The following is a 19,501-nucleotide window of genomic DNA, read 5'->3' as shown; positions in this document are numbered from 1 at the left end:
GGTGTGGAGAGCGGAGAAGGGGGCGGGAGCGACGGCCGATCGCGCCGCCGGCCGCACGTGGCCGGTCGCCCCGGCCGGCCCCGGGTCCCTACCGGGCGCCTCGCCGCACCGCCGTGACCGCCTTCCGCGCCGCCACCAGGATCGGGTCCCACACCGGTGAGAACGGCGGGGCGTAGCCCAGGTCCAGGGCCGTCATCTGCTCCACGGTCATGCCGGCGGTCAGCGCCACCGCGGCGATGTCGACGCGCTTCGCGGCACCCTCGCGACCGACGATCTGCACGCCCAGCAGCCGTCCGGTGCGGCGCTCCGCGAGCATCTTCACCGTCATCAGCGCCGCGTCGGGGTAGTAGCCCGCGCGGCTGGTCGACTCGATGGTGACGGTCTCGAACTGCAGGCCCGCCCGGCGCGCGTCCTTCTCGCGCAGCCCCGTACGCGCGATCTCCAGGTCGCAGACCTTGCTCACCGCGGTGCCCACCACACCGGGGAAGGTGGCGTACCCGCCGCCCACGTTGCTCCCGATGACCTGCCCGTGCTTGTTGGCGTGGGTGCCCAGCGCGATGTGTCGCTCGCTCCCCGAGACCAGGTCCAGGACCTCGACGCAGTCGCCGCCGGCCCAGATGTCCTCGTGCCCGCGCACCCGCATCGCCAGATCGGTGAGCAGCCCGTCGTGGTCGCCCAGCGGCAGTCCGGCCGCCCTGGCGAGGGTCGTCTCGGGGCGCACCCCGATGCCGAGGACCACCACGTCCGCCGGGTACTCCGCGTCCTGGGTGGCGACCGCCCGGACCCCGTCGGCGTCGGCGACGATCCCGGTCACCGCGGCGTCGTCGACCATGGTGATGCCCAGGCCCGCCATGGCCCGGCGGACCAGCCGGCCCATGTCCGGGTCGAGCGTGGCCATCGGTTCGGTGCCACGGTTGACGACGGTCACCTCGTACCCGCGGTTGATGAGCGCCTCGGCCATCTCCACGCCGATGTAACCGGCGCCGACGACCACCGCGCGCCGGCCCCGCTTCGCGGCCAGCGTGTCCAGCAGCGCCTGGCCGTCGTCGAGGGTCTGCACCCCGTGCACACCGGGAGCGTCCATCCCCGGCAGGGCCGGGCGGACCGGACGGGCGCCGGTCGCGATCACGAGCTTGTCGTACGACGTCCACGCCTCCGCCCCGGACTCCAGGTCCCGCGAGCGCACCCGGGCGCCCGCGACGTCGATCTCCGTGACCTCGGTGCGCATCCGCAGGTCGATGCCCCGCTCCCGGTGCTCCTGCGGCGACCGCGCGATCAGCCGGTCCGGCCCGGAGACGTCGCCGCCCACCCAGTACGGGATGCCACAGGCCGAGTAGGAGGTGAAGTGGCCGCGCTCGAACGCCACGATCTCCAGCTCGTCCGGGCCCCGCATGCGGCGTGCCTGCGACGCGGCGGACATGCCCGCCGCGTCGCCGCCGATGACGACCAGTCGCTCGGTCGCGCCGCCCGTCCCGCCTGTGCTGCCGGCGACGTCCGTCGCGCTCGTACGGTTCATGCTCATGCGAACACGCTACGGGGGCCCGCCATTTCAGTCGTCCTTGCCACCCTCTCCGCGCACCGGCGGCGCCGCCGGCAGCGAACCGGCGCCCGGCGCCACGGGTGCCGGCGCCGGCCGGCGCGGCAGCCGGGAGCGTCCGAACCGCAGCCACAGCACCACGAGCACCGCCGCGCAGGCGGCGAACGGGAGCACCGCGCCCAACACCATCGCGATCCAGCGCAGCGTCGTGACGAACGCGTCCCAGCCACCCGCGAGGGCGTCCACGAAGCCGGGCTCCCCGGACTTCTCGGCGGCCTTCCGCACCGGCGTCTCCGAGAGGGACAGCGTGATGGTGGCCAGGCTGGTGCGGTCCTTCAGCGACGACTGCCGCGCGAGCAGCGCCTCCAGGTCCGCCTCGCGGCTGCTCAGCTCCCCTTCCAGCGCGACCACGTCGCTGAGCCTGGCCGCCCGGTCCATCAGCCCGCGGACCCGGGCCACACTGGCGCGCTGCGACTTGATACGGCTCTCCACGTCGACGACCTGATCGCTGACGTCCTGCGCCTTGGCCGTCCGTTCCAGGATCTTCCCCGCGCCGCCCAGATCGGCGAGGACCTGGTCGTAGCGGTCCGTGGGAACCCGCAGCACGACGCGGGTCCGTTCGTGGCCGCCGCCGTCCCGGGTGGTCGTCTCGTCCCCGACGAAGCCGCCCGCGCCGGTCGCCGTGACCCGGGCCTCGTCCAGGGCCCTGGGAACGTCCTTGACCTGCACGGTCAGGAACGCGGTACGGATGATCCCGCTCGTCTCCAGCCTGGGCGCGCCGGTGGCACGGGAGCCGCCCGCGCCCGAGGCGGCGCTGTCCGAGGCGGCACCCTCTGCGGCTCCGGGGACCGCCTCCTTGGCGGCCGGGCCGGCCTTCTGGTCCGCCGCCGCCTTGTCGCTGCTCGACGCGCCTCCGTCCCCGGCGGATCCGCACCCCGCCAGCGCGAGGGAGGAGACGAGCAGGATCCCGGCCAGGGCCCGGCCGGTTCGTGTCCGGCGTGCGGAACGTGGTGTGTGCATGTGGGCGTACCCCCCGGGTCTCGCGACGGATGATGTCTCTTCGACGCCGGGACCGGGTAGGACGTTGGGGTCTTCCGGTCCCGATGAGGTCACGGTCGGGACTCGTGCCGGACACCGGGGCCCGGCGGACGCGGCGGCGGGGTCTGAGAAAGTGGACGCATGCGCGCACAGGACAGTCGTATGGGTACGGGGCACGTCGTCGTCATCGGGGGCGGGATCGCCGGTCTGGCCGCCGCCCACCGTCTCCTCGACCGCGGCGCCCGGGTGACCGTCCTGGAGGCCTCCGGCCGCGTCGGCGGCAAGCTGCTGCCCGGCGAGATCGCGGGCGCGCGCGTCGACCTCGGCGCCGAGTCGATGCTCGCCCGCCGCCCCGAAGCGGTCGAACTGGCCCGCGAGGTGGGCCTCGCCGACCGCCTGCGGACCCCCGCCACCGCGACCGCGTCCCTGTGGACCCGCGGCGCCCTGCGCCCCATGCCCAAGGGACACGTCATGGGCGTCCCCGGCACCGCCGCCGCCCTCCACGGAGTCCTGTCCGACGAAGGACTGCGCCGCATCGAGCGCGACACCGAACTGCCCCGCACGGAGATCGGTGACGACGTGGCGGTGGGGGAGTACGTGGCCGCCCGCCTCGGCCGCGAGGTCGTCGACCGGCTGGTCGAGCCCCTGCTCGGCGGTGTCTACGCGGGTGACGCCTACCGCATCTCCCTGCGCGCCGCCGTCCCCCAGCTCTTCGAGGCCGCCCGCGCCCACACCTCCCTGACGGAGGCCGTGCGCGCGATCCAGGCCAAGGCCGCCGCGCACCAGCAGACCGGCCCGGTGTTCATGGGCATCGAAGGCGGGGTCGGCCGACTCCCGCTCGCGGTCGCCGAGTCGGTGCGCGCGCGGGGCGGCGAGATCGTCACCGGCGCCCAGGTCACCGAGGTGCGCCGGACGCGGGGCACCGGGCCCGGCTGGACGGTCGTGGCCGGAGACCGTGTGCTGCGCACCGACGCCGTCGTCCTCGCCCTGCCCGCCCCGGCCGCCGCCACCCTGCTGCGCCCGGAGGCCCCCGCCGCCGCCGGCGAGCTGGCCGCCGTCGAGTACGCGTCCATGGCGCTGGTCACCCTCGCCTACCGGCGGGCGGACATCACCCTTCCCGAGGGCAGCGGCTTCCTGGTCCCGCCCGTCGACGGACACACCATCAAGGCGTCCACCTTCGCCTCCCGCAAGTGGGGCTGGATCGACGAGGAGAACCCCGGCCTGCTCGTCCTGCGCACCTCCGTGGGCCGGCACGGCGAGAGCGAGGTGCTGGGCCGCGACGACGCCGGCCTCGTCGACGTGTCCCGCCACGACCTGCGCGAGGCCGCCGGCCTGACCGCCGAGCCCGTCGCCACCCGCGTCACCCGCTGGGACGACGGCCTGCCGCAGTACCCCGTCGGACACCACACGCGGGTGGCCCGGATCCGCGCGCACGTCGCCGGACTTCCCGGCCTCGCGGTCTGCGGCGCCGCGTACGACGGGGTCGGCATCCCCGCCTGCGTCGCGAGCGCGTACGCCGCCGTGGACCAGCTCGGCGGCGACCGCGCCGGACTGGACGCGCTGATCAGGAACCCGGTGCAGAGCCTGCACGGCGGCGCGGGAGAATAGCCCCATGAGTGACGACGCCCCCGCCAAGATCCCGAACATCGGCAAGAAGGCCAAGGACCTCAACGAGGTCATCCGCTACACCCTGTGGTCCGTCTTCAGGCTGCGCGACGTGCTCCCCGAGGACCGTGCCGGATACGCCGACGAGGTCCAGGAGCTCTTCGACCAGCTCGCCGCGAAGGACGTCACCGTCCGCGGCACGTACGACGTGTCGGGGCTGCGCGCCGACGCGGACCTGATGATCTGGTGGCACGCCGAGACCGCCGACCAGCTCCAGGAGGCGTACAACCTCTTCCGCCGCACCCGGCTCGGCCGCGCCCTGGAGCCGGTCTGGTCGAACATGGCGCTGCACCGCCCGGCCGAGTTCAACCGCTCGCACATCCCGGCGTTCCTCGCCGACGAGACGCCCCGCGACTACATCAGCGTCTACCCGTTCGTACGCTCCTACGACTGGTACCTGCTGCCCGACGAGGACCGCCGGCGCATGCTCGCCGACCACGGCAAGATGGCCCGCGGCTACCCCGACGTGCGCGCCAACACGGTCGCCTCGTTCTCCCTCGGCGACTACGAGTGGATCCTCGCCTTCGAGGCCGACGAGCTGTACCGCATCGTCGACCTCATGCGTCACCTGCGCGCCTCCGAGGCCCGGCTGCACGTCCGCGAGGAGGTCCCGTTCTACACGGGCCGCCGCAAGGACGTCGCCGAACTGGTCGCGGGTCTCGCCTGACCGCTGTCCGGCGCGGGGCCGGGCGGCCTACGAAGCCCGCCCGGCCTTCGCGTGCGGTGCCCGACCGCCCGGCGTGGCCGCCTTCGGCCCGGCGGGCTTCGCGGCCGCCGGCTCCGGCTCCGCGCGCGGCGCGCACTGCGCGCGGAGCCCCGGGAGCCGGCCCGTCAGCAGATACGCGTCGAGGTAGCCGTTGACGCACGGGTTGGGACCGCCGCCGATCCCGTGCGTCCCGGCCCCGTTCTCGGTCACCAGGACGGAACCCGACAGCCGCCGCTGCAACTCCACCGCCCCCTCGTACGGCGTGGCCGCGTCCCGCTCGGCCGCCAGGATCAGGGTCGGCGCCAGCGCACCGGGCAGCGTCCGTACGTCGAGGGGCTTCTGCCGGGGCACCGGCCAGTACGCGCAGGGCAGGTTCATCCACACGTTGTCCCAGGTCTCGAACGGCGCCCGGCGCGCGAGCCGGGTGTTGTCGCGGTCCCAGGTGCGCCACTGGGTCGGCCAGGACGCGTCGTTGCACTCGACCGCCGTGTAGACGGCGCCCGCGTTCTCCGCCCCGGCCGACGCCTCCGGTCGCGCGGCCTGCTCGATCAGCGGCTTCGGGTCACCCTTCAGATAGGCGGAGAGCGCCTGAGCGCGCCGCGGCCAGTAGTCGTCGTAGTACCCCGCCTCCAGGAACGCGCTCTGCAGCTGCGCCGGACCCACCTTGCCGCCCGCGGGTGAGGCGGCGAGCTGCGCCCGCGCCTTCTCGTAGCTGTGCAGCACCTCCTCGGGCGTGCCGCCGAGCCCGTACACCTTGTCGTGCCGGGCGGTCCACGCGCGGAAGTCGGCCCAGCGGCCCTCGAAGGCCGCCGACTGCTGGAGGTTGTTCTCGTACCAGATCCGGCCGGGTGCCGGGTTCACCGCCGAGTCGAAGACCATCCGGCGGACGTGCGAGGGGAAGAGCGTCGCGTAGAGGGCACCGAAGTAGGTGCCGTACGAGGCGCCCATGAAGGTCAGCCTCCGCTCGCCGAGCGCGGCGCGCAGCACGTCGAGGTCACGGGCGTTGTTGAGCGAGGTGTAGTGCCGGATCGCCCGGCCGGAGCGCTCCAGGCAGCCGCGCGCGTAGGCCTGCGCCTCCGCGATGCGTTCCTTCTTGTACGACTCCGAGGGGTACGTCGGCGCCTGCGAGGGCCCCTTCACCGAGCGCTTCGGGTCCTTGCAGGACAACGGGGCCGAGCGGCCGACCCCGCGCGGCGCGTAGCCCACCAGGTCGTACGCCGCCGCGATCCGCTTCCATTCGGGCAGGGTGCCGAACAGCGGGAAGTACATGCCGGAGGAGCCGGGACCGCCGGGGTTGTAGACCAGGGCGCCCTGCCGGGGCACCTTGTGCTTCGCGTTCCGGGTGTCCTTGCCGGTGGCCCCCACACGGCTGACGGTCAGTCTGATCCGTCTGCCGTCGGGGTCCGCGTAGTCGAGCGGCACCTCGACCGTGCCGCAGCGCACGCCGGCGGGGAGTCCCGTCTCCTTGGCGCAGGTCCCGAAGCGGATGCCGGCGGCGGCCGCGCGCGCGGCGGCGACGGCGGTACCGCGGGTCAGGTCCGACGCCGTGCGGCCGGCGGGGCCGGGCCAGGCCTGGGCGCCGCCCGCGGGGGCGCCGGTGAGGGCGGTCAGGAGCAAGGACCCGGCGGTTCCGCGGAGGACGGCAGCTCTCATCGCGTATCCCTTCAGCGCACGGCAGCGACAAAGGGGATGTTTCGTCCGGTGGTTGGTGAAGTAAAGCACCGGGTGCCGGTGTCGGCGCCAATGACTCCTATGCGCCCCCTCGGGCGCCGGTCAGCGCTGCCGTCCGGCCGCGCGGTCGCGGTGCGCGAAGGCCGCGCGCAGTCCGGGTTCGCCGACCGCGCGGATGCCGCGTACGGCCACCGAGGTGAGGTAGGTGCGGTCGTCGGCGGTGGCGTCGGTGTGCCGGGCGAGGGTACCGAGCAGCCGCTGGCCGGCCGGGGAGGCCCACCGTGTGTAGGGGTGGACCTCGATGCGGGCGATCGCCAGGCAGCTCAGTGTGAGGACGAGCGGGAGGGCGAACCAGACGGCGACCGGCACTTCGTCGGCGCGCGGCTGAGAGGGCATCAGGACGGCCACGGCGCCGAGCGCGAGGACGGCCGCCGAGGCGGCCTGGACCTGGCGGGGGGGGGGGGCGGCCGCGGGGGGGGGGGGGGGGGCGCCCCGCCGGCCCCGCCCCGCCCGGCGGCGACGAGACGGTCCGCGAGGCGGCGCACCGAGTCCGCGGCGGCCGCCGTGGCCCGGACGGGCGCTATCCGGGACTGGCCCTCCGGGCCTATCGCGCCGATCACCGAACGCTCCATGTCGTCCCGCCCGCGCGGGTCCACGACCGTCGCCCAGCCCGTGTGCGCGAGCAGCAGCCGCCGCTGACGGGCCATGGACACCAGGGTCAGATCGGCGACCCGGGCCGGGCCGCCGGACAGGAACGCCGCCTCGTAGAGCGTGAGGTGGTGTCCGCCGGCCGTGTCGGCGTCGACCGCCGCGGCCCGCACGGCGGCCAGGCACAGCCGGACGCAGGACGTGCCGGCCGCGGCCCAGGCCAGGAGCAGGAGAAGGACCCAGAACATGGCGTGTTTCTATGCGACCCGGGCGGTCGGGCGCCACGGTCTGTTCACGATGTGGACGGAGCGTTGTGGGTCTGTGACGTTCGGGTGCCGCGTCCGCGGACGCGGCGGACCGCGTCGCGACGGAGGGTCAGCTCCTGCCGCGGGAGGCGGCCGGGGGGAGGGGATAGGGCGCCGACGGGGTGACGGGGACGGGGGTGCCCGGAGCGTCCGTGGGGCCCGGCGGGGCGGGAGTGGCGGTGAGCGGCGGCGGCGCGGCCGTCGCGGCGTCCCGGGCGAGCGCGTCGAAGTCGACGTACCCGGTGGCTTCGAGGACCTTGATGTGGTCGAGCACCGTGGTGTTGGCGTCGTCGGCGAGGCCCCGTACGAGGGAGTTGCGGGTGTTCGCGCGGACCTGGGCGACGACGGCGAAGACCTTGCCGTGCGCCGCGCGCAGGAGGTTCGCGAACTTCCGGTCGTAGTCCGTGCCGTGGGCCGCCTCCAGGGTGGCCAGCCGGCCGCGCTGCTGCGCGTTGGGCCGGTTCGGCAGTTCGAGACCGAGCCGGGCGGCCACGTCGCGGACGCGGGCGTCGAGGAAGGTGTGGCCCTCGACCAGGTGCGCGCCGGCCGTCCGTACGGCCGTGGTGGTGCCGCGTTCCTCGGCCTGCCGGCCCGCGGGCAGTTCCCACAGGCCGGCCAGTCTGACCTTGGTGACGAACTCGCGGTCCAGCCCGGACAGCGGACCGGACCGCGTCGGCACGGTCTGGGCGTTCAGGGAGTCCAGGCCGGTGCCGGAGCGGTCCGCGTACGACCAGATCGGGAAGACCAGCGCGATGAGGGTCGCCGTCAGGGCGGCGACGACGAGTCCTGTCCCACTGACCGATGCGGTGCGGTCGATGGATCGCAAGGTGCCTCCAGTCGTGGCACCGCACGCTGGTGCGCTTCGGGTACGGGTTGGCATGGTACTTCGGGCACCACGCCGACTTCCGTACGGGAAGGAAGGGTTGACGATCGGGAGGAATGGCGTCGGACGGGACGTCTCGGACCGGGTCCGAACCGGTCGATAGGCCCGGAAATCCGGCGCGCAGCGTGATCGGCCCGGATGCGGTGTCAACCCCGTCACACTCCAGGGGACGGGCCGTGGCAGCGGTGGCGAGTGGGGGAGGACGGTCAGTGGCGCAGCAGCACCCGGCGGGTGGCGCGTGCCAGCCGGGCCGCCGGCCGCCGTGAGGGGGGTGTGGGACCGGAGCGCTCCAGCCACCAGTCGCGCAACAGGTGCCGTGTCCGAGCGTCACGCGGGTGCCCGGCGAGCAGCAGGTGCTCGGCGAAGTCCAGGGCGTCACGACGGTAGCCCCCGGTCATCGGACGGCCCTGCGCGTACCCGAGGAAGGCGGCCCGGTAGCCGTCGCCCAGCAGTTCCGGCAGCTCCGCCGCCACCTTCGCGACGACATCCGCGCGCTTGGCGGCCAGGGCCCGCGCCTGCACACGCGTCCGCACCCGGTCGAACCCCTCGGGCACCGGGGTCCCCGCGACGAGCGCGGAGAGCAGGGCGGCCTGCGCGAGGGCGAGTCGCTGACGGGCGGGCGCGAGATCGGGTGCGGGGTCGGGTGACGGAGTGGGGTCGGGTGACGGTGTGAGGGCGGGGGCGGGCTTCGGTGACGGCGTGGGGGCGGGGGCGGGCTCGGGTGACGGCTCGCTCGCCGCGGCACCTTTCACCGGCGCTGCCGTTCCGGCCTTCTCCAGCGTCGCCCTGATCGCGGTCAGTTCCCTCTCCAGCTCGCCCGGCCCGGGAAAGTTCTCGTCGCGTTCCAGGAGGACCCCCGGCGGGGTCACCCGGGACGCCAGGTCGGCCAGGATGTCGAGGACCGGGCGGGGCACGGGGTGGGCGTGGCTGTCGTGCCAGACGCCGTCGCGTTCGAAGCCGCCGGCGACATGCACGTACGCGATGGCCTCGACGGGCAGTTCGTCCAAGGCCTTGGCGGGGTCCTCGCCGCGGTTGACGTGGTTGGTGTGGAGGTTGGCGACGTCGATGAGCAGGCGTACGCCGGTGCGGTCCACCAGGTCGTACAGGAACTGCCCCTCGGTCATCTCCTCGCCCGGCCAGCACAGCAGCGCGGCGATGTTCTCCACGGCCAGCGGGACGGGAAGCGCGGCCTGCGCGATCCGGACGTTCTCGCACAGCACGTCCAGCGCGTCCCTGGTGCGCGGCACCGGCAGCAGGTGCCCCGCCTCCAGCGACGGCGACGCGGTGAGGGCGCCGCCGGCCCGTACGAACGCGATGTGCTCCGTGACCAGGGGCGCGCCCAGCAACTCGGCACGTTCGGCGAGGGCGGCGAGGCGCGACTCGTCGGGTCGGTCCGCGCCGCCGAGGCCGAGCGAGACGCCGTGCGGCACCACCGTGACGCCCCGCTCGCGCAGCCGCCGCAGCGAGTCGGGCAGGTGCCCCGGACACAGGTTCTCCGACACGGCCTCGACCCAGTCGATGCCGGGCATGTGCTCCACCGCCTCGGCGATCTCCGGCCGCCACCCGATTCCCGTTCCCAGCCACCCCGGTCGCGTCATGTCCCCTCCTCCGTCACGCCCTGCCCGGCCTCGCCCGTCGTCTCCCCATGACGGACCCGTCCCGTGCTGTGACGGGGTCATGGCCCCGGGACCGTGGGCCCAATCCGACAGGGCGGACGTTCAGAGCAACATTTGAGGTTCCACCGGAGCCGCCGGGCCGCTTCAGGCGGTCGGGTCGCCGGACCCGTGAAGGGTTCGGCGGACGGCGTCACGCAGCCAGTGGTGGCCTCCGTCGGCCGCGTGGCGGGGGTGCCATGCCATGCCGATGGCCAGGGGCGGCAGGGGCAGCGGGATGTCGAGGAGGACCAGGCCGAGGGCGGTGGCGGCGTCGGTCAGGGGGGAGGGGGCGGCACCAGGGCGTGCGGTCGGGGCGAGGCAGACGACGTCGCTGCGGGCCGCGAGGGTCATCGCGGCCAGGTGACAGGGGAGCCCCTCCTTCTTCGAGAACCTCCTGGAGGAGGCCGCATCGATCCGGGACAGGGGTGTGTTCACCGACGTCGTCCCGCCGGCCGCAGGACCTGTCCCCCGACGACCTCCTCGTCGGCACCGAGAACGGCTACGCCCGGACCTACGGCCTCGACCCGGTCGCCACCATCAGCACCTGACACACCGTCCGGACACTCCGTCCGCGAAGCGATGCCCGTGCCCTCCGTCTCACCGGGGCCGAGGGCGTCGGCACGCGGCGGGCGCGACGCGAGGGAGCGGGCCGTCCGTGACCGTCGTCAGCCCTGGAGGGACCCGACGCGGTCCACCCCTTCGACCACGACGGTCTCCCCGGGCGCGATCTCCGTGAAGCCCGCGTCGCGGACCAACGGCATCCCGGATGCGACGAGTTCACCCCAGCGGGCCTTGTCCGCGGTGCGGACCGCGAGCGGGAGACCGGCGTCGCGCCAGGCCGCCCGCTCCTCGTCCGACAGCTCCCACCAGGCCAGTTGGGCACCGTGCCCGGCCTGCGCCATCGTCTTGCCGGCGGACATGGCGAGATGGGGGTTGAGCCACAGCGTCGGCGCGGTGGTGTCGGCGTCCACCGGTGGCTCCGGATCGTCGAGTTCGGTACCCGAGACCTGGAGCCGGGCGAGATCCTTCGGCCAGCCGTCCAGCGGAACCGGCGGGAAGACCCGTACCTCGGCCGACTTCCCGGTCACCGTGATGCCGGGCAGCGCCTCCGCCCGCCGCCACTCCGCGCCCCGCGCCCGCCGCACGACCTTGCGGATCCGGGCGTCCTGCCAGTCCCGCATCGCCCGCGCCCACTCGCCGTCCCCCAGCGACCGCTCGTCGGCGAGGATCGTCAGCACGGCGCGGGCCGCGGTCTCCAGCGCGTCCGTCCGCGCCGGGGGAGCGGTCTTCTCGATGCGCACGACCATGGGCAGCACGAACTGCGGTGCCTCGTCGCGGGCGACGCGCTCGTCGCGGAAGGGACTGTCGCCGGAGGTGGTGGGGTCGCTGCTCACCTCCCCAGTGTGCCAGGCGGAAGATCCGTTCTTCGGCGCGTGCCGGCCCGTAGGGCTTCGTCCCGCTCGCGCCGGTGGCGCCGGGCTCGCCGCCGCGCGTGGTGACGCGGCGCCCGATGGTCGTCCGGAGCGGGCGATCAGGTGGACCGGGCGCTCAGGTGGACCCGCCGGTCACCCGGAGCAGGCCGTCCGCTGCGCCTCCTGCCACGCGCAGACGGGGCACAGCGTGATCCCCTTGTGCGACTCCGGGTACTCCGTCGGCTTCCGGCACAGCACGCACTCGGCGAACGGCGGTCCGGCCTCGGCGGAGGCGGCCGGCGCCCCCGGCGTGCAGCGGTGGTCCTCGCTCATGGGCCCAGCGTACGGCGGACCGCCGGTCCCTGGTGGTGCCGGTTCGCCGCCCCGATCAGGTCGGACACTTTGACGAAGCGGAAACCCTTCTTCCGCAGTTCGGGGACGATCGTGCGCAGAGCCCGCTCGGTCACCGGGGCCGCACTCCGCGTGCAGTGCATGACGACGACGGACCCGGGCTTCACGCCCTCCAGCACCTGCCGTGCCACGGCGCCGGAGTCGGTGGCGAACGCGTCCCCGCTCACCACGTCCCACTGCACGGCGGTCACCCCGACCGCGCTCAGGGTCCGCAGCGCCTGCTGGTCGTAGCACCCGCCGGGGAAGCGGAAGTAGGGCATCGGGTGGGGCACGCCCGCCTTCTCGAACGCGGTGTACGCCCTTTCCACGTCCGCCCGCATCCTGTCCCTGGAGACGGTCGGCAGCCCGTAGCAGTCCTTGGTGAAGGCGTAGTGGCTGTACGAGTGGTTCGCGACCTCGAAGAGGGGGTCACGCCCGATGGCCCGCGCCTCCGCCGGGTACTGGTCGGCCCAGCGTCCCGTCATGAACACGGTCGCCGGCACCTTGAACGCGCGGAGCGTGTTGATCAGCCGCGGATTGTCGAAGTGCTCTCCGCCCGCCGCCCGGCGACCCTGGTCCGCCGTCATGTCCGCGTCGAAGGTCAGGGCGACGACCCTGTCCCGGGTGCGCGGACCGTTCATGAAGACCGGGGTCAGCCCGCTGGGGCCCGGGGCCAGTGTGGGCGGCCGGGAGGAGGGCACGGCGCTGCCGGAGACCGACGCCGGGGGGCCCGGCGGAGCGGGCTTCGGGGTTCCGGGCGCCCCGGAGGTTCCGCAGGCTGCGAGGGCGACTCCGGCGGCCCCGAGGGCGCAGGTCGCGACGATGCGGCGCACTGGAATCATCACGGGACGAAGATATCGATGTAAATGTGACCATCTGGTCGATGGTGCGCGCGCGTCGAGTGGATGCGACGCGCAGGCCACCCGTCCGGCTGCCCGGGCCGTCCGGCGACCCGGGGCCGGTCGGGCGCCGCTCAGCCCTGGGCCAGCTCCGCCACCTGCTGCCACTTCTCCCACGTCGCCAGACGTTGCTCGTAGTCGGCCTTCGCGATGCCCAGCGGCGCCGTGCCGAAGAAGCAGCGCAGGGGCGGCTCGTCGGCGTCCACGAGTTCCAGCACCGCCGCGGCGGAGGCCTGCGGGTCACCCGGGGTGCCCACGCGCTCGCGGCGCTGCACCTGTACCTGCTCGTGGTACTCGGCGTAGGCCGGCAACTGCTCCGACGTGCTCGACGAGGAACCGGCCCAGTCGGTGGCGAACCCGCCGGGCTCGATCAGGGTCACCTTGATGCCGAACGGCGCCACCTCCTGGGCCAGCGACTGGCTGATCCCTTCGAGCGCCCACTTCGACGCGTGATAGATGCCGACCAGCGGGAACGCGCTGATGCCGCCGATGGAGGAGACCTGAAGGATGTGGCCGCCGCCCTGCTCGCGCAGGAACGGCAGCGCCGCCTGGGTGACCCACAGTGCCCCGAACAGGTTCGTCTCCAGCTGCGCGCGGGCTTCCGCCTCGGTGAGTTCCTCGACCATCCCGAAGTGCCCGTAACCGGCGTTGTTGACCACCACGTCGAGGCGCCCGAACCGCTCGTGGGCCTGACGCACGGCGGCGAAGTCGGCCTCCCGGTCCGTGACGTCGAGCCGCAGGGGCAGGAACCGCTCGCCGTAGGCCGCGGAGAGATCGTCCAGGGTGGACAGGTCGCGGGCCGTGGCGGCCACCGAGTCGCCGCGTTCAAGTGCCGCGATCGCCCACTCCCGGCCGAAGCCGCGTGAGGCACCGGTGATGAACCAGTTCTTCTGCGTCATGGTGTCCTCCTCGTGAGACCCGACGCCCGCTCTGCCGAGGCGCCGTGGTGCTTCCCGCGCCAGCGAACACCCTGGAGTGCGCTCCATGGCAACTCCGGCCGCGGTGGGCGGCTCCGGAAGCGCCGAGTAGCCCCCGCGGGTGTGGATCAAACGCTCTTCAGCAGTTGTCTCCGGTACTCGGTCACGTCGAAGTCGGCCTTCGGGTACCGCGGGTCCAGCGCCTCGAGGTGCTCCAGGAGCAGCGTGCCGATCGCCCAGTTCCGGTACCACTTGCGGTCGGCGGGAACCACGTACCACGGCGCCCGGGGCGTGGAGCAGCGCTCCAGCGCGATCTCGTACGCCTTGCGGTACTCGGGCCACAGCGCGCGGTCCTCGATGTCGCCGGCGCTGAACTTCCAGTGCTTGGCCGGGTTGTCGAGGCGTCGCAGCAGGCGGCGGCGCTGCTGGTCGTAGGAGATGTGCAGGAAGCACTTCACGACGGTGACGCCGTCGTCGGCGAGGGACTCCTCGAAACGGTTGATCTCCCGGTAGCGGCGGGCGATCTCCTTGTGCGGAGCCAGCCCGCGGACCCGGGCGACCAGGACGTCCTCGTAGTGCGACCGGTCGAAGACGCCGATCTCGCCCGCTTCGGGGAGCGCCCGCCTGATCCGCCACAGGAAGGAGTGCTTGCGCTCCTCGTGGGTGGGCGCCTTGAAGGCCCGGATACGGCAGCCGGCCGGGTTGAGCATCCCGGCGACGTGTTTCACGGTGCCGCCCTTGCCGCTGGTGTCCATGCCCTGGAGGACCAGCAGCACCCGTCGCCGGTCGCCCGCCGTGCTCGCCGCCCACAGGCGTTCCTGCAGGTCGGCGAGGCCTTCCCGCATGTCCGCGATGGCGGCCAGACCGGCGGCCTTGCCGCCTCGCCGACCGGGGGTGTCCCGGGCGTCGTACGAGGCCAGGTCGACGCCGTCGCCGGTACCGTCCGGGACGCGCAGCAGCGTACCGAGCCGGGTGAGCTCCTCGTCCAGCTCCGGCCCGTCCGCCTTCTCCGGCCTGCTGCCCTGTGTGCCGTCCTTCTCACCCACCGTGCACCCCTTCCGGCTCCGTCCCTCGATGGTGCGTCGGGAGCCCGGGCCCCGCTACTCACGGGCCGGGCCGTGCGACGTGGCGCTACGTGCGACGTCGGGAGACCGGTCGCCGCGCAGGCGCGGGGCGACCCGGCCCGGCGAGGACAGCCGGAATCGCGCCGCGCGGATGCCCGTCGCGTCGTAGGCCCGGCGGTTCAACTCCACTGCCGCGTGAGCCTCCCCGGCCGCCTGGTCCGCGCCGCACAGGATGTGGACGTCGTCGAGCGGATGGCCCGCACGGGGGTGCGGCCGCCGTGAGTGCGCCGGACGGCTCCGAGCCGTACATGCCACCCAACTCGGCCCCGCGCAGGGGCGGTTCGCGGTGGCTGCGTGGCCGGGAGCGGTGGATGAGGGCGTGGCGGGGACATCGGATCCGGCTTCGGCCGGCACGCCTCAAATGGGCGACGGCGCAGGTGAATTAGGCGTGGGCGGCCGGGGCCGCTCCGTGACACCGGAGACGGATTCGCTCGGTTTGACTTACATCTCCCGTATGTCTAGGTTGGATGGAGATCGAACGAGATAGGCGCCTTTTACCTGGTATGAGGCGGACAATTTCATCTCCAGATCGACGGCCAGCCGGTCGCCGAATTGTTCGACGGACGGGTGCCCCGCCGCGGGGTCTGCTGACGCGGCAGCTTCGGTGGGCCCGATGCCACGCTTGTCGCGTGCGAGTCGACGACGGCAACTCCCGTTCATTCCATGGCCATGTACCGGGCCCTTTCGCGGACGCAATCAGTGCTTCACGAGCACCGGCGTCTTCGCGGTCACCAGGACACGGACCCGTCAACGCTCCCTGGAAGGGATAGCACCATGCGGGTAAGCAAAGTAACGATCTTCAGGCTGCTCGCCAGCCTGTTCGCCACTCTGGCTCTGGCCATCGGTGGAGCGGGCATAGCCAGCGCCGCCACCACCACCAGCCACACCCAAGCAGTGGCATCCGACTACAACTGGGGCGGCCACGGCGGCGGCGGTGGCGGCTGGGGCGGCGGCGGCCACGGTGGCGGCTGGGGCGGCGGCGGCTACGGCGGCGGCGGCTGGGGTGGCGGCGGCTACGGCGGCGGCTGGGGAGGCGGCTGGGGTGGCGGCGGCTGGGGCGGCGGTGGCTACGGCGACTGCTGACACCTGAGACACAGCGCACCGGGAGCCGGAGTCGGCGACGACTCCGGCTCCTGCCTGTGTCCGCCTGCCTGTGTCCGCCTGCCTGTGTCCGCCTGTCAGTGTTCGCCTGCCTGGGTCCGCACCGGTCTGAGGCCGAACGGTCTGTGGCTCAGCGCGGTCTGAGGCCGAACGGTCTGTGGCTCAGCACGGTCTGAGGCCGAACGGTCTGTGGCTCAGCACGGTCTGAGGTTCAACGGTCGGTGCTGGAACGGCCGGTGGCCGGACGGCGGGCGAACGGTCCGCGGCCGGAGGGAGGTGGGGCGGGCGCGATCCCGCGACGGGCCGTCGGAACCACGCCTGTCGCACGCGTCACTCGACGTCACCCCGCGTCACTCCATGTCGCGGACCTCGTGGGGGAGTTCGCCGGACTCGTCGCGAAGTTCAGGTGCCGGCGCCGAAGTTGGATTCGGGGCCGCGGCGGGAGGCGGGGGCGGGGGCGGGGCCGGGTTCGGGTCAGGTGCCGGTGCCGGTGATCCCGGCTGGGGCTGGGCCCGCTCCAGGAACCGCAGCAGTTCGACGGGGAAGGGCAGTACGAGCGTGGAGTTCTTCTCCGCCGCGACCGCCACCACCGTCTGCAGCAGCCTCAGCTGCAACGCGGCCGGCTGCTCGGACATCACCCCGGCGGCCTCCGCCAGCTTCTTCGACGCCTGGAGTTCCGCGTCCGCGTTGATGATCCGGGCCCGCCGCTCACGGTCCGCCTCCGCCTGCCGGGCCATCGACCGCTTCATCGTCTCCGGCAGCGAGACGTCCTTGATCTCCACCCGGTCGATCTGCACGCCCCAGCCCATGGCGGGGCTGTCGATCATCAATTCCAGGCCCTGGTTGAGCTTCTCGCGGTTGGAGAGCAGATCGTCGAGGTCGCTCTTGCCGATGATCGAACGCAGCGACGTCTGCGCCATCTGCGAGACCGCGAAGCGGTAGTCCTCGACCTGGATGATCGCGTCGGCCGCGTCCACCACCTTGAAGTAGATGACCGCGTCCACCCGCACGGTGACGTTGTCCCGGGTGATGCCGTCCTGCGCGGGCACCGGCATCGTGACGATCTGCATGTTGACCTTGCGCAGCTTGTCCACACCAGGGACGACCATGGTGAACCCCGGTGGGCGTACCCCGCCGCGCAGCCGCCCGAGCCGGAGGACCACGCCCCGTTCGTACTGCTTGACGACCCGGGCCGCCGCCGCGACGTACACCAGCCCCGCTGAGCCGACCGCCACGCCGGCCACCAGGATTTCCTGGAGCATGACGACCCCCTTTCGAGTCGCCCGCTGCGCCTGAGCGCACCAAGCCCGATACCCGAATTTTACGCCGGTGGGTGTCGGGCCGGTGCCGGTGGAGCCGGTGTGGTCGCGCCGTGCGCCGGGCGTGCCCCGCACCGTCCGTGGCGGGTCGACGCCTCGTCGTCCCTCGGAGGCCGCCGGGAACTACGCCCTCACGAGCCCCTTGGCGTCCCGTGCGAGGGCGGTCAGCCGGGAGATCGCGCGGAAGTACTTCTTGCGGTAGCCGCCGTTCAGCATCTCCTCGCTGAAGAGCGTGTCGAAGGGCATTCCGGAGGCGAGGACGGGCACCTCGCGGTCGTAGAGCCGGTCGGCGAGCACCACCAGCCGAAGCGCCGTCGACTGGTCCGCGACCGGGCGGACGTCCGTGAGGCAGACGGCCCTGAGGTCGTCCGTGAGCGCGCCGTAGCGGCTGGGGTGCACGCGGGCGAGGTGGTCGAGCAGCTGCGGGAAGTCGTCGAGGGACGCGCCGGCGGTGGCGTACGCGGCCTTCGTGACCTGCTCGTCGGTGAAGGGCGCGGGGGCCTCGGGCAGCCCCCGGTGGCGGTAGTCCTCGCCGTCGATGCGCAGCGGACGGAAGTGCGCCGACAGCCCCTGGATCTCACGCAGGAAGTCGGCCGCCGCGAACCGGCCCTCGCCGAGCTTGCCCGGCAGGGTGTTCGACGTGGCCGCGAGCGCGACCCCCGCGTCGACCAGCTTGCCGAGCAGCGTGGAGACGAGGACGGTGTCGCCCGGGTCGTCGAGTTCGAACTCGTCGATGCACAGGAGCCGGTGGCCGGAGAGCGTCTGCACGGTCTTCTGGAAGCCGAGCGCGCCGACCAGGTTCGTCAGCTCCACGAAGGTGCCGAAGGCCTTGAGGGAGGGCTCCGCCGGGGTCGCGTGCCACAGGGAGGCGAGCAGATGGGTCTTGCCGACCCCGTAGCCGCCGTCGAGGTAGACGCCGCGCGGGCCGGCGGGGGTCCGCGGTGCCCTGGCCCTGCCGAAGCCGAGGAAACCCCGTTTCGCTCCGCCCACGGCGTGTGCCCCGCCGAGCCCGGCCGCGAAGTCCGCGAGGACGCGTACGGCCTCGGTCTGGCTCGGCTGGTTCGGGTCCGGAATGTACGTTTCGAAGCGCACCGAGTCGAAGCGCGGCGGCGGCACCATCTCGGCGACGAGCCGGTCCGCGGGCACGTGCGGCGCGCGGGCGCATAGGGACAGGGGAGCTGCTTCGGGTATCGGATCGATCCCGGAGGCGGCGGAGGAGGACGACACGGTCAACCACTCTAAGCGCCGTGCCACACTGCACGTCATGCGACGCCTGTTCCCTGTGACCTACGAAACAGCAGTCCAGGGCGCGGCCGGGGCCTCCGTTGCCCCTGGTGCGCCCGCTGTACGCGGTGCGGATGTGACGGACCGCGAGTGGGGGCTCCAGGAGCTGGCGGAGGTGTACGCCTACCCGGAAGCCCGCGCCGACGGCGTCCGTACGCCCTGGCTGCGCGCCAACATGGTCTCCACGCTCGACGGCGCCGCCCAGCACGAGGGGAAGTCCCAGGGCATCTCCAGCGCCGCCGACATGCGGATCTTCGGGGTGCTGAGGGCGCTCGCGGACGTCGTGGTCGTCGGAGCGGAGACGGTACGCCAGGAGGGGTACCGCCCGGCACGCGCGCGCGGCGAGTTCGCGGCGTCGCGGGAGGCGGCCGGGCAGGGCCCCGCGCCCGCCATCGCCGTCGTCACGGCGGGCCTGGACCTGGACTTCTCGCTCCCGCTCTTCACCTCGCCCCTGGTGCCCACGCTGGTCCTGACGGGTTCCGCGGCGGCTGCGGACCGGGTGGCGGCCGCGGAGAAGTCGGGCGCCGAGGTGGTGTTCGCCGGGGAGGGCACCGGGGTGGACCCCGCCCGGGCGGTACGGGTCCTCGCCGACCGCGGGCTGACCCGGCTGCTCACCGAGGGCGGCCCGCGGCTGCTGGGCCAGCTGGTGGCGGCCGGGGTCCTCGACGAACTGTGCCTGACGGTGTCCCCGACCCTCACCGCCGGCGGCGCGCAGCGGATCGCGGGCGGGCCCGCGACGGAGGTTCCGAAGCGGTTCGAACTGGCGTCCTTGCTGGAAGAGGCCGGGTTCCTGTTCACCCGATACCGTCGATCCTGACAAGTCGTCGGAAGATCCAGTTCCGGTTATCTTCCGGTTCGCACACCAAATCGCGCAGACCCCGTGCGATCACGGGGCAGGATGGTTTCCGCAGGGGGCCAGGGAGTCCCACGGAGGAGAAGGGCGTCTG

The 19,501-nt window shown here is 73.4% G+C and carries 16 protein-coding genes and 3 pseudogenes; 5 read left to right on the top strand and 14 right to left on the bottom strand.

Annotation, left to right across the window (positions count from 1 at the left end):
* Positions 1-88 precede the first annotated feature (88 nt).
* Together ACFV2J_RS11650 and ACFV2J_RS11645 are read right to left on the bottom strand one after the other, a co-directional pair.
* Positions 89-1,516 carry an FAD-dependent oxidoreductase gene (locus ACFV2J_RS11650; protein WP_385438345.1) on the bottom strand — a complete coding sequence of 476 codons (1,428 nt, stop codon included), beginning with the start codon at positions 1,514-1,516 and terminating at the stop codon, positions 89-91.
* Positions 1,517-1,549: 33 nt separating this feature from the next.
* A complete protein-coding gene (locus ACFV2J_RS11645) occupies positions 1,550-2,557 on the bottom strand; it encodes a DUF4349 domain-containing protein (protein WP_385438309.1) in 1,008 nt (335 codons plus the stop codon).
* Positions 2,558-2,716: 159 nt separating this feature from the next.
* Between ACFV2J_RS11645 and hemG the strand changes: the two genes are divergently transcribed.
* Together hemG and hemQ are read left to right on the top strand one after the other, a co-directional pair.
* A complete protein-coding gene (gene hemG, locus ACFV2J_RS11640) occupies positions 2,717-4,183 on the top strand; it encodes a protoporphyrinogen oxidase (RefSeq protein WP_385097207.1) in 1,467 nt (488 codons plus the stop codon).
* Between the two features lie 4 nt (positions 4,184-4,187).
* Positions 4,188-4,907, top strand: coding sequence for a hydrogen peroxide-dependent heme synthase (hemQ, locus tag ACFV2J_RS11635; protein ID WP_168530667.1), 720 nt, complete (start codon positions 4,188-4,190; stop codon positions 4,905-4,907).
* Between the two features lie 27 nt (positions 4,908-4,934).
* Here hemQ and ACFV2J_RS11630 read toward each other — a convergent pair whose 3' ends face one another.
* The 5 genes and pseudogenes from ACFV2J_RS11630 to ACFV2J_RS11610 form a co-directional block, all read right to left on the bottom strand.
* Complete coding sequence (locus ACFV2J_RS11630) at positions 4,935-6,599, bottom strand: alpha/beta hydrolase (RefSeq protein WP_385438305.1); 1,665 nt, start codon at positions 6,597-6,599, stop codon at positions 4,935-4,937.
* 120 nt (positions 6,600-6,719) lie between these two features.
* Positions 6,720-7,513: pseudogene (locus tag ACFV2J_RS11625) on the bottom strand (TIGR04222 domain-containing membrane protein).
* A 127-nt stretch (positions 7,514-7,640) separates the two neighbouring features.
* On the bottom strand, positions 7,641-8,396 hold the full coding sequence (locus tag ACFV2J_RS11620) for a DUF4142 domain-containing protein (RefSeq protein ID WP_385081976.1): 756 nt from the start codon (positions 8,394-8,396) through the stop codon (positions 7,641-7,643).
* A gap of 263 nt (positions 8,397-8,659) precedes the next feature.
* The gene (locus ACFV2J_RS11615) at positions 8,660-10,051 is read right to left on the bottom strand and encodes a DUF692 domain-containing protein (RefSeq protein ID WP_385081977.1); all 1,392 of its coding nucleotides are present in this window, start codon (positions 10,049-10,051) and stop codon (positions 8,660-8,662) included.
* 162 nt (positions 10,052-10,213) lie between these two features.
* Positions 10,214-10,480 (bottom strand): annotated as a pseudogene (locus tag ACFV2J_RS11610) (LysR family transcriptional regulator); the annotation flags it as partial.
* A gap of 101 nt (positions 10,481-10,581) precedes the next feature.
* Here ACFV2J_RS11610 and ACFV2J_RS11605 point away from each other — a divergent pair.
* A pseudogene (locus ACFV2J_RS11605) lies at positions 10,582-10,656 on the top strand (darcynin family protein); the annotation flags it as partial.
* Between the two features lie 117 nt (positions 10,657-10,773).
* Here the strand turns inward: ACFV2J_RS11605 and ACFV2J_RS11600 are convergent.
* The 5 genes from ACFV2J_RS11600 to ACFV2J_RS11580 form a co-directional block, all read right to left on the bottom strand.
* On the bottom strand, positions 10,774-11,502 hold the full coding sequence (locus tag ACFV2J_RS11600; RefSeq protein ID WP_385081978.1) for a peptidyl-tRNA hydrolase: 729 nt from the start codon (positions 11,500-11,502) through the stop codon (positions 10,774-10,776).
* A 171-nt stretch (positions 11,503-11,673) separates the two neighbouring features.
* A complete protein-coding gene (locus tag ACFV2J_RS11595) occupies positions 11,674-11,853 on the bottom strand; it encodes a hypothetical protein (protein WP_385081979.1) in 180 nt (59 codons plus the stop codon).
* The gene (locus tag ACFV2J_RS11590) at positions 11,850-12,752 is read right to left on the bottom strand and encodes a polysaccharide deacetylase family protein (protein ID WP_385082030.1); all 903 of its coding nucleotides are present in this window, start codon (positions 12,750-12,752) and stop codon (positions 11,850-11,852) included. Before ACFV2J_RS11590 ends, ACFV2J_RS11595 begins: the two co-directional genes overlap by 4 nt.
* Before the next feature lie 131 nt (positions 12,753-12,883).
* Entirely contained in the window at positions 12,884-13,708 is an 825-nt protein-coding gene (locus tag ACFV2J_RS11585) for an SDR family oxidoreductase (RefSeq protein ID WP_385081980.1), read from the bottom strand.
* A 146-nt stretch (positions 13,709-13,854) separates the two neighbouring features.
* Entirely contained in the window at positions 13,855-14,772 is a 918-nt protein-coding gene (locus ACFV2J_RS11580; protein ID WP_385081982.1) for a PPK2 family polyphosphate kinase, read from the bottom strand.
* 852 nt (positions 14,773-15,624) lie between these two features.
* Here ACFV2J_RS11580 and ACFV2J_RS11575 point away from each other — a divergent pair.
* A complete protein-coding gene (locus tag ACFV2J_RS11575) occupies positions 15,625-15,933 on the top strand; it encodes a hypothetical protein (RefSeq protein WP_385081983.1) in 309 nt (102 codons plus the stop codon).
* A 368-nt stretch (positions 15,934-16,301) separates the two neighbouring features.
* Here the strand turns inward: ACFV2J_RS11575 and ACFV2J_RS11570 are convergent, their stop codons facing one another.
* Together ACFV2J_RS11570 and zapE are read right to left on the bottom strand one after the other, a co-directional pair.
* Positions 16,302-17,213 (bottom strand): slipin family protein, encoded by a 912-nt coding sequence (locus ACFV2J_RS11570; RefSeq protein WP_385081984.1) that lies wholly within the window; start codon positions 17,211-17,213, stop codon positions 16,302-16,304.
* Between the two features lie 180 nt (positions 17,214-17,393).
* A complete protein-coding gene (gene zapE / locus ACFV2J_RS11565; RefSeq protein ID WP_385081985.1) occupies positions 17,394-18,536 on the bottom strand; it encodes a cell division protein ZapE in 1,143 nt (380 codons plus the stop codon).
* On the opposite strand from zapE, the gene ACFV2J_RS11560 reads away from it, so the two are divergent.
* The gene (locus ACFV2J_RS11560) at positions 18,535-19,371 is read left to right on the top strand and encodes a pyrimidine reductase family protein (protein WP_385438297.1); all 837 of its coding nucleotides are present in this window, start codon (positions 18,535-18,537) and stop codon (positions 19,369-19,371) included. The genes zapE and ACFV2J_RS11560 overlap by 2 nt on opposite strands.
* Positions 19,372-19,501 lie beyond the last annotated feature (130 nt).

The organism is Streptomyces sp. NPDC059668 (assembly GCF_042734135.1).
Taxonomy (GTDB): Bacteria; Actinomycetota; Actinomycetes; order Streptomycetales; family Streptomycetaceae; genus Streptomyces.
This window is presented reverse-complemented; position numbering and strand designations above follow the sequence as displayed.

Excerpts from the sequence above, each read along its gene's own strand:
- ACFV2J_RS11650 (WP_385438345.1), bottom strand. The coding sequence starts at position 1,516 with ATGAACCGTACGAGCGCGACGGACGTCGCCGGCAGCACAGGCGGGACG.
- ACFV2J_RS11645 (WP_385438309.1), bottom strand. The coding sequence starts at position 2,557 with ATGCACACACCACGTTCCGCACGCCGGACACGAACCGGCCGGGCCCTG.
- hemG (WP_385097207.1), top strand. The coding sequence starts at position 2,717 with ATGCGCGCACAGGACAGTCGTATGGGTACGGGGCACGTCGTCGTCATC.
- hemQ (WP_168530667.1), top strand. The coding sequence starts at position 4,188 with ATGAGTGACGACGCCCCCGCCAAGATCCCGAACATCGGCAAGAAGGCC.
- ACFV2J_RS11630 (WP_385438305.1), bottom strand. The coding sequence starts at position 6,599 with ATGAGAGCTGCCGTCCTCCGCGGAACCGCCGGGTCCTTGCTCCTGACC.
- ACFV2J_RS11615 (WP_385081977.1), bottom strand. The coding sequence starts at position 10,051 with ATGACGCGACCGGGGTGGCTGGGAACGGGAATCGGGTGGCGGCCGGAG.
- ACFV2J_RS11595 (WP_385081979.1), bottom strand. The coding sequence starts at position 11,853 with ATGAGCGAGGACCACCGCTGCACGCCGGGGGCGCCGGCCGCCTCCGCC.
- ACFV2J_RS11590 (WP_385082030.1), bottom strand. The coding sequence starts at position 12,752 with ATGATTCCAGTGCGCCGCATCGTCGCGACCTGCGCCCTCGGGGCCGCC.
- ACFV2J_RS11585 (WP_385081980.1), bottom strand. The coding sequence starts at position 13,708 with ATGACGCAGAAGAACTGGTTCATCACCGGTGCCTCACGCGGCTTCGGC.
- ACFV2J_RS11575 (WP_385081983.1), top strand. The coding sequence starts at position 15,625 with ATGCGGGTAAGCAAAGTAACGATCTTCAGGCTGCTCGCCAGCCTGTTC.
- ACFV2J_RS11570 (WP_385081984.1), bottom strand. The coding sequence starts at position 17,213 with ATGCTCCAGGAAATCCTGGTGGCCGGCGTGGCGGTCGGCTCAGCGGGG.
- ACFV2J_RS11560 (WP_385438297.1), top strand. The coding sequence starts at position 18,535 with ATGCGACGCCTGTTCCCTGTGACCTACGAAACAGCAGTCCAGGGCGCG.
- zapE (WP_385081985.1), bottom strand. The coding sequence starts at position 18,536 with ATGACGTGCAGTGTGGCACGGCGCTTAGAGTGGTTGACCGTGTCGTCC.